Annotated in this window: 1 protein-coding gene; it reads right to left on the reverse strand. The window is 42.9% G+C overall.

The genetic code is table 11. The features are described 5' to 3' along the window. Nucleotides 1-61 precede the first annotated feature (61 nt). Nucleotides 62-1144 carry an IS30 family transposase gene (locus KQI58_RS22420; protein ID WP_216411147.1) on the reverse strand — a complete coding sequence of 361 codons (1083 nt, stop codon included), beginning with the start codon at nt 1142-1144 and terminating at the stop codon, nt 62-64. Nucleotides 1145-1251: the final 107 nt, after the last annotated feature.

Raw genomic sequence — 1251 nt, forward strand, 5'->3', positions numbered from 1 at the left:
CCCAAATTTCAAGTGCAAGTTAGCCACTTATTGAAATTCATGTGTTATTCAATTTTATTCTCTATTTAGCAGCCAACGATAACTTTGATAATTCTGCTAATAAACACTCGCGTGGAGTGGCATAACCCAATATTTTTCTCGGTAAATTGTTCATCCAGTCTTGGATACGACGAATGGTCGACAGCGCGACGTCTTCCATTCGGGTTCCCTTTGGAATGAAGCGCCGGATCAGGCCATTGTGATTCTCGTTTGTTCCTCGTTCCCATGAAGAATACGGGTGGGTGAAGTAAACTTCGGTAATCTCTTTAAGAAGATTAGACAGCCCTGAAAACTCCACACCATTGTCTGAAGTGATTGTTTTGAAAAGCAACGCAAAATCTTTTCCAGCGGCTTCTCTCAACGTCGTCAATGCTCGATTGACTGGGTTCGCCGCTTTTCCGTCAATTTTGATAATCACTTCGTAGCGCGTTTTTCGCTCGGTTAAAGTTAGCAGCGCTTGGTCTTTTCCAACACGCATCCCATTGACCGTATCAATTTCCCAATCGCCGAAACGTTCCCGTTTATCCACAATGTCAGGACGCTTTTCAATCAAGTTCCCAAGAATCGTTTTGTTCTTTCGCGTTCGACTCGTTTTCGTGTTTCGCCGTGTTTTGAGGTGCAGATCGATATTTCTTGTCTCCATCAAGCAGAGATCAATGTAGTTATACAGCGTAGTTGTACAGGGAATTTCTTCATGAGAAAACAAGTTTAGTTTCTTCGCTCGCCCAATGACAACATCTGGAGATTGTTTTTCCTTCTTCATTTGATGATCGGCATAAGCCATGAAATCTGGTGCATCCAGCCACTTGGGCTGTTTCCGAGAATTCCTTCGAGCTTTTTCATAAGCCGCTTGCCCAGCGTCGGGGGAATAGACAAAGGTTTCATACTCGTAGGTTTTCCCGTGATGCGTTTGCCGTTTTATTTGTCGAACGGTTCCATCTTTGATTTCGGTATTGATCGTTTGTGGCGCACGACCAAGAAGTTTCGCGATCGCCCGATTGGATAAGGGCTGTTCTAATTGTTTCCAAGCATGTATTTTGTTTCGCTCTTCCCAATTTAGGTGTAGTCCAGTGCGTGAAATTGTGGTATTCTCGATTTGCGTCATTGTCCGTTCATCCTTTATTGATTGTGTGAGAACTTCAATAATACATGAAATTGGGCAATGACGTTTTTTTATTGTCTTAAGTGGCTAAGTTCATTATAAAATCCGCC

This window comes from Enterococcus raffinosus (assembly GCF_018917525.1).
GTDB lineage: Bacteria > Bacillota > Bacilli > Lactobacillales > Enterococcaceae > Enterococcus_A > Enterococcus_A raffinosus_A.

Bases quoted from the DNA above. Each gene is read 5' to 3' on its own strand.
- KQI58_RS22420 (WP_216411147.1), bottom strand. From the start codon at position 1,144: ATGACGCAAATCGAGAATACCACAATTTCACGCACTGGACTACACCTA.